At 26.9% G+C, this 7592-nt stretch carries 6 protein-coding genes; 4 read left to right on the top strand and 2 right to left on the bottom strand.

Annotation, left to right across the window (positions count from 1 at the left end; all coding sequences use genetic code 11):
- Positions 1-141: 141 nt before the first annotated feature.
- Entirely contained in the window at positions 142-954 is an 813-nt protein-coding gene (locus tag MBFIL_RS01220) for a PD-(D/E)XK nuclease domain-containing protein (RefSeq protein ID WP_066970681.1), read from the top strand.
- A gap of 31 nt (positions 955-985) precedes the next feature.
- On the opposite strand, the gene MBFIL_RS01215 is transcribed toward MBFIL_RS01220, so the two are convergent.
- Positions 986-1372, bottom strand: coding sequence for a hypothetical protein (locus MBFIL_RS01215; protein ID WP_066970679.1), 387 nt, complete (start codon positions 1370-1372; stop codon positions 986-988).
- A 499-nt stretch (positions 1373-1871) separates the two neighbouring features.
- Here MBFIL_RS01215 and MBFIL_RS01210 point away from each other — a divergent pair, with 499 nt between their 5' ends.
- The 3 genes from MBFIL_RS01210 (at position 1872) to MBFIL_RS01200 (ending at position 6861) form a co-directional block, all read left to right on the top strand.
- Entirely contained in the window at positions 1872-3086 is a 1215-nt protein-coding gene (locus MBFIL_RS01210; RefSeq protein ID WP_066970677.1) for an ammonium transporter, read from the top strand.
- Positions 3087-3165: 79 nt separating this feature from the next.
- The gene (locus MBFIL_RS01205; RefSeq protein ID WP_066970675.1) at positions 3166-3504 is read left to right on the top strand and encodes a P-II family nitrogen regulator; all 339 of its coding nucleotides are present in this window, start codon (positions 3166-3168) and stop codon (positions 3502-3504) included.
- Between the two features lie 522 nt (positions 3505-4026).
- A complete protein-coding gene (locus MBFIL_RS01200) occupies positions 4027-6861 on the top strand; it encodes a DUF5814 domain-containing protein (RefSeq protein WP_066970673.1) in 2835 nt (944 codons plus the stop codon).
- Between the two features lie 315 nt (positions 6862-7176).
- Here the strand turns inward: MBFIL_RS01200 and MBFIL_RS01195 are convergent, their stop codons facing one another.
- A complete protein-coding gene (locus MBFIL_RS01195) occupies positions 7177-7398 on the bottom strand; it encodes a hypothetical protein (protein WP_211261684.1) in 222 nt (73 codons plus the stop codon).
- Positions 7399-7592: the final 194 nt, after the last annotated feature.

Raw genomic sequence — 7592 nt, 5'->3', positions numbered from 1 at the left:
ACATAAAATTAAACAAACTAAAAACAATAAGAACAACTAAAAACAATTCAACAAAACCAACAAAATATTAAAAAAAACTCACATAAAAACACAAAAAATAAAGAAAAAATCAATAAAATAGAACAAATAAAGAAACATTAAATGCGAATCCTCAATCCTTTTTCAATTCTTGAGTTTTTTAATAATGGAGTTTTTGGTAACTATTGGTTTGATACAGGAACACCTAAATTACTTGTAGATATTATTGATAAAGAAGGAATTAATAAGGATGTACTAATAAATAAGGGATCTACTTTCTCAGGAACATTTCCCAGCTTTAAACTTGAAACCTTAGACTTTGCAACAGTGCTTTTGCAAACAGGTTATTTAACAATAAAAAGTAAAAGTGTCGTTCTTGGTGAATCAACAGAGTATAAATTAGGAATTCCTAATAAAGAAGTTTATGATTCACTATTTGCTTATATATTAGGATATTATACTAACTATGATGAAAGTCAGGTTAAACCAATGACAAATGATATGTTGAATTACATATTGAATTTAGATGAGCTGAAATTACAAAGATCATTTGAAACTTTACTTCATAAAATTCCAAATTTGTTATATGGAAAGCTTAAGAAGGAATTTGAAGCACATTATCAAATTTTAGCTATTTCTTGGTTGCAATTATTAGGTTTTGATATTGAAGGAGAACTAATGACAATCAAAGGAAGAATGGATGCTATATTAAAACAAAAAGACAATGTTGTAATTATTGAGTTTAAGTTCAGCGAAATAGAATCTATGGATAATATGTTAGATGATGGATTAAGTCAAATTATAAAAAATGAGTATTACAAACCATATCAAGATAAAAATGTTATTTTACTTTCAGTAGCATTCCAACCACGAAATGTTAAATGTAAATTATTAAGTCTAAAAAAAGCTTTAAGTTTATATAATAATAAAATATAGTGTTTTATTTAAAAAATAATAAATATGGTCATTAATAATACTGATTATTACTGTATTGATAGTTGCTTTTTTTGGTGTAGTTATATCCATAACCATTATCTTGATAATAATTGTTTTCCTGATTATTGTAGTAGGATTGGTTTTTTGTTTTGTTGTATGTGTAATTTGTGTTGTTAGTGTTGTTTGTTGTATTATTTTTGATTATAATTGGTATTTCTTTACCCTCTAATGGTTTAAAATCCTCATCACTTACTATTGTTAATTTATTGTTTGATTCATCAGTAGATGCGAGGATATCTTTTTGTAAATATTCTTTTACTTGGTTTTCTGTGTATGATGCTACAGCAGTGCTTGCTCCAAGTGCAATAATAGCTATTATAATTATTACTATGAAATTAGCTTTTTTTATAGGGCTCATTAAATCACTCATATGCTTAATTCATTATTATTTGTTATATGTTTCTTTGTATATATAATTATCATATTTGTTAATATATTTCATTATCATATGAACATATTTTTTCCACACTTTTTCCATCATAACCATAATATTTATATACTTCAAAAACAACATTATTATATCGGAAGCAGGATTCCGACTTCCGTCATGATTGATAAAAATTGAGATTAATATTGAAAAATTACTAAAAGATCAAATGATTGTATTTAATTTAGATTTTTAGCTATTTCTATTAAATCATAGTAATTAAATTTGCTATGGTCCTTAAAATTGTAGTAATAGCTATTTAATCTAAATTAATCTATTAATATTTCTTTCAATAGTATAAATCTTATATTTTGATTCATAATTTTAATTTAAAGATTAAATCTTATATTTTGATTCATAAATTTAATTTGAAAATATTTTAAAAATTTAGTTAATTTAATAAATTATATAATGTAAAAGAGGATTTTTTATGGTTGATATTTTGAATTCTGGAGACACTGCATGGATATTAATATCTACTGCACTGGTCTTTTTAATGAGTATTCCAGGTATTGCTCTATTTTATGGAGGATTATCTAAGCAGAAAAATGTTTTAAACACAATGTTCCTGTCATTAATTGCATTTGCAATTGGGGCGGTTATTTGGGTATCTTATGGATACCAATTTGCATTTGGGGAGACATTGGTGGGATTGATAGGAATTCCAACCAATTTGCTCCTAAGTGGAATTGCAATTGATTCTTTATCTGGAACTGTTCCGCAAATAGCATTCATTGCATTCCAATTAACTTTCGCAGCATTAACCGCAGCACTTATTTCTGGTGCAGTTGTTGGAAGAATTAAATTTTCAGCATGGATAGTCTTTGTTATTGCATGGATTTCTCTTGTATATGTCCCTATTGCTCATTGGGTATGGGGTGGAGGATTCCTATCTGGTTTGGGAGTTCTTGACTTTGCAGGAGGTACTGTAGTTCATATTAATTCTGGTGTCTCTGCTTTAGCATTAGTACTGCTTCTAGGTAAAAGGAAAGACATTTCATTATTACCACACAATTTAGGATATTCTGTTATTGGTGCAGGATTACTTGCATTTGGTTGGTTAGGGTTCAATGGTGGTTCTGCTATTGCTGCAGGAGGATTGGCTTCATCTGCAGTTATTGTAAGTATTGTTGCAGCATCAATCGCATTAATCAGCTGGATATTAATGGAAGTATTAAATAAAGAAAAACCAAGTGTGTTGGGCGCAATATCTGGTATTATTGCAGGTTTAGTCGCGATTACTCCTGCAGCTGGATTTGTTGATGTTACTGGAGCATTAGTTATCGGTTTTGTAGCTTCCATAGTCTCTTATTATGCAATATCTTTCCTCAAACCAAAACTTGGATACGACGATGCATTAGATGTATTTGGAATACATGGTATGTCTGGTTTATGGGGAGCAGTAGCTACTGGTATATTTGCAACACCAGTGATAACAGAAGGAGTAGCTGGATTATTATACGGTAACCCTGGTCAATTAGGTGTTCAAATAATAGGTGTTGCTGTGACTGTTGTTTATGCATTTGTTGTTTCAATTGTCCTAGGTAAAATCATTGATCTTACAATTGGACTTAGAGTGCCTGAAAAAGTGGAAATTGAAGGTTTAGATGCTAATTTACATGAAGAATCTGGCTACAGATTATAAGTACCTTAGAATCTATAATCAAAATGTAGTTATATAAATTTAAATAAGAGAAAGATTAAAAGAGATTTAGAGGCATAATATGAAAAGAATTATAGCTATAATCCGTCCAGAAAAACTTACTGAAGTAAAACAAGCTCTTATAGATGTTGGCTGTGTAGGAATGAATGTCAACGAAGTTAAGGGTAGAGGAAGACAATTGGGTATTAAAGAACGATATCGAGGTTCTGATTACTGTATAGATCTAATTCCAAAAACAAGAGTAGAAATTGTTGTTGCAAAAGAAAAAGTCGATGAGGTAGTAAAATCTATTATTGATGGTGCAAGATCTGGTGAAATTGGAGATGGTAAAATATTCATATCTCCAGTAGAAGATGTTATACGTATAAGAACTGGAGAGTCTGGAAAAGAGGCTATTTAAATAATAGCTAAACTTTAGTTCATTATTTAATATAAGATTACTCCTTTTTCTTTTTTATTATTTTTTCCTACATTTTTTTATTCAGTTCTTTTTTTACTCGATTTTATATTTTCTATTTTTAGTATTTTTATATAAATTTAAAAATTTTTACTATACTATCTCTTGATTTTATGGTAATTTTATAATGTTTTCCTATTAATTAAGGAGTATCTGTTTTTTTTAAAATTTGAAATAGATAAATAACTGTTAATTTAATAATAAATTCTTTATATATTATTAAATATAAATTAAACTATAACTTATCTGTTAATATTATATTAATCTATGAATATTATATTAAATATTGCATTAGTCAATCTTAATTATTTTTGTAAAAAAGTATTGTCAAATTTATTTATTTTTCAATAAATTTTAATAATATAAAAAATAAATTAAGTAATATTAATATTTTTTATAAAGTGCATATGGAAGATTTTGCAAAATTTTCTATTTTGCGAAATCAGTGCTGTAATGTGTTGTAATATGATAATACTTATAAAGAAAAAAAGATTGTGGGAAATGTATCCTATTGGGAGTCCTAGTGGGGCTTTGAACAATAAAAGAACTCCTAAATTCATTGGTAATCTTAAATTTAAATGGAAAGATGATCATATTGAGCTTAATAGGTTTATTGTGATTAAAGATGGGGTTGAGAAATTTTATCCTCCTTCTGAAGCTATTAGGCTTCTTAAAAAACAAGCTGTTTTTTTAGATATTCGAGATAGGGATATGGAAGAATACCTTACTTCAATAGATGTTAAATATAGATATGTACGTATATGTAAACATTGTGTACTTGAAGGAAACATCACAATAATTAACTCTAAATTCTTTTATAAGTATCATGGTCAAAATATTTGTAAACTATGTGCTGAGGAATCTATACTTCGTGAGCTTAAACTCAGAGGTTTTGATAAAAGATTGTTTGCAAATTTTAAAAAGGTCTTAAATCGTAGTGGAGATTTAGATAAAGTTATCTCCATGATGGATCCTAAATTTGACCCATTATCTAACTCTAATCTTACATTATTTGATAAAGTAGAGTTAGGAGAGGATAAAAATATTCCAAAAATAGCTATTGATCGATTAAAAATTCCAAATAAATTTAAAAATATTTTAGATGATAATAATGATAAATTTTTACTTCCAATTCAATATTTAGCTATTAAAAATGGTCTTCTTAAAGATAAAGACTTATTAGTTGTATCTGCAACAGGAAGTGGAAAAACATTGGTGGGAGAGTTAGCTGGAGTTCCAAAAGCACTTAAGGGTGAGAAATTTGTGTTTTTAACTCCACTTGTTGCTTTAGCTAATCAAAAATATGGAGATTTTAAAAATAGCTATGATCAACTAGGACTTAAAACATCAATTAAAGTAGGAATGAATCGTATAAATGCTAAAGGTCATCTTAAAATTAAAGACTCCAATATACATGATTCAGATATTATTGTTGGGACATATGAGGGTATTGACTTTTTAATCAGATCTGGAAAATCTGATTCCTTAAATAAATTGGGAGTAGTTTTAATTGATGAAATCCATACTTTAGATGATCCTGAAAGAGGAGTGAGACTAAATGGGTTGATTAGGCGTTTAAAGAAATTATTCCCAAAAACTCAAATAATTGGTCTTTCAGCTACGGTTAAAAACCAGAAACAATTAGCTCAAGAATTTGATTTAAATTTAGTTGAATATAATATTCGTCCTGTTCCATTAGAGCGTCATATAACTTTTGTGAGTAATGAAATTCAAAGAAGAAATATTATTAAGAAACTAATTTTAAAGGAGTTTAACACTTCTTCATCAAAAGGTTTTAAAGGTCAAAGTATAATATTCACAAATTCTAGAAGAAAAACACATCAAATAGCTAAGTTTTTAACTAAAAAAGGAATTGTAGCTTCACCATATCATAGTGGTATTCCCTTCTTTAAAAAAGATAAAATTGAGAAAGATTTTGCAAATGGTAAAATCGCAGCTGTTGTTACAACTGCAGCATTAGCCGCAGGGGTGGATTTTCCAGCATCTCAAGTGATATTTGAGTCATTGTTGATGGGTAACAAATGGTTAACTCCTAATGAGTTTCATCAAATGTTAGGTAGGGCAGGTAGAGTTAGCTATCATGATAGAGGAATTATATACTTAATTCCAGAAGTTGGAAATAAATTTGATGGTGAAAATGAAGAATCAATAGCTATTAATCTTCTTGAAAGTGATGTAGATAAAATAAACATAAATTATAGTGTTGAGGATACATCAGAACAAATTTTAGCAGATATCTCATCTGGAACTATAAAGACATTAGATGAATTGGAGAAGTTTTATAAATCAATTCCAATTCCAGTTGATTTAGAAATGACTATTGATTTACTTTTAGATTATAATTTAATAAAGATTTTAAATCCTAAACATACTAAAAATAGCAATAATAAGAAAAGTAAAATTAATAACCCGAATAATAAGAAAAAGATCACTTTTAATGAATTAATTTCTACAAAATATGGTAAAGCAGTTTCAACTTCATTTTTATCTATTGAAGATGGAGAATTAATAAAAAATAGCTTAAATAAAATATCTTTATCTTATAAAAATAAAATTAAAGGTTTTAAAAATAATAAAACTAGTAATAATCAATTAAAAACTCAATATAACTATTTTAATAAAAAATATATTAATAAAAATAAGAATAGAAATAATAATACTAAAAGTAATATTAATGATAAAAATATTAATACTAAAAGTAATATTGATAATGAAAATATTAATACTAAAAGTAATACCAAGAATAATAAAAATAAAACCTTCTACAAAGACATCGATTTTGATTTAGCGTCATCAATATTAGAAATAGCTATTAATCTAGAATCATTTAACAATGCATTTTTATCTCCAAATTTACATAAACAAATAGTTAATGTTCTGAAAGTTAATTTCTCAACTAGGCTATTTTCAGAGTCTACCTTAGATATTATATCTTCTGGCGAAACTATTTCAAAGTTAGATAGTAAATATCAAGATGCACTTTTAAAGATTCAAACTGATTTTTTAAGATGTGAATGTAAGGATAAACCTTTTTGTAATTGTTTAGAAAAAGGAATTTCACGACTTATAATGGAAGATAGATTATTAAAAAGAGACCCTGTTGAAATATCTCAGAAATTATTTAAATTGTATCAGATACAAATTTATCCTGGAGATATTTTTTCATGGCTTGATATGATCGTAAGATTGTTAGATGCTGTTAAAAGAATAGCTAATGCATTTAATCTTCCATACATTGTCACGGAATCTAAAAAATTAGTTAAGTTAATTGAAAATTAGTTATTAAAAAAAATTGTCATCTGATATTTAATGTTCACATTTCACTTACCATTTAAATCTTCTATTAATTAATATTTTAATGGTTGTTTATTAATTATCTATTGGTTATAAAAACATGAATTAATACACTTAATTAGGAGAATAAAATTTTTTTTAATTCTCGCTATTCTCGCTTGGTGTTGAACCCTATTTAAGTACCTAAGAGGAGATTTTGCAAAATTTCTATTTTGCGAAATCAGTGTTTACACATGTTTGTGTCAAAAAGTTGCCTCCTGAAAAATTGATTATTACTAAAATAATGATTTATCATAACATTTAGGTCCATTTTAATTCATCGTTCTGTCTTTCAATTATTGGTTTTAAATAAGACATAGCTCCATGTTTGGTTTTAAAGCGTTTTTTATCTTCTTTTTGTTGTGCTCCACTGAATTTACTTTCAATTTGATTGTTAGTTTTTGGAATATTTGGATCAAATAGATGGGCAGTTAGTTTGTGCATATCTCTAACAATTTTTTTATTATAAAATTGGCTGTGCAATAATTATTTTTTGATTCTTTTTAGTTATGCTTAGTTTTAAATATTATGGGGTGTAATATAGTATTAATGTTTTTTAGTTTTTGTTGAGTTGGTGTTTATGGTTTTGCATGAAGATAGTATTGGTCAGGTGTTTTTACTTCCTTTGAATTTGAGGGACTTTATTCCAGATAATCATATTTGTTTTTTTATTGAGG

The sequence above is a fragment of the Methanobrevibacter filiformis genome (genome assembly GCF_001639265.1).
Lineage (GTDB): Archaea > Methanobacteriota > Methanobacteria > Methanobacteriales > Methanobacteriaceae > Methanacia > Methanacia filiformis.
The sequence above is the reverse complement of the archived record's forward strand: the minus strand, read 5'-3'. Positions and strand labels throughout refer to the sequence as shown.

Coding starts and splice junctions, on each gene's coding strand:
- MBFIL_RS01215 (WP_066970679.1), bottom strand. CDS start 1,372: ATGAGCCCTATAAAAAAAGCTAATTTCATAGTAATAATTATAATAGCT.
- MBFIL_RS01210 (WP_066970677.1), top strand. CDS start 1,872: ATGGTTGATATTTTGAATTCTGGAGACACTGCATGGATATTAATATCT.
- MBFIL_RS01200 (WP_066970673.1), top strand. CDS start 4,027: ATGATAATACTTATAAAGAAAAAAAGATTGTGGGAAATGTATCCTATT.
- MBFIL_RS01205 (WP_066970675.1), top strand. CDS start 3,166: ATGAAAAGAATTATAGCTATAATCCGTCCAGAAAAACTTACTGAAGTA.
- MBFIL_RS01220 (WP_066970681.1), top strand. CDS start 142: ATGCGAATCCTCAATCCTTTTTCAATTCTTGAGTTTTTTAATAATGGA.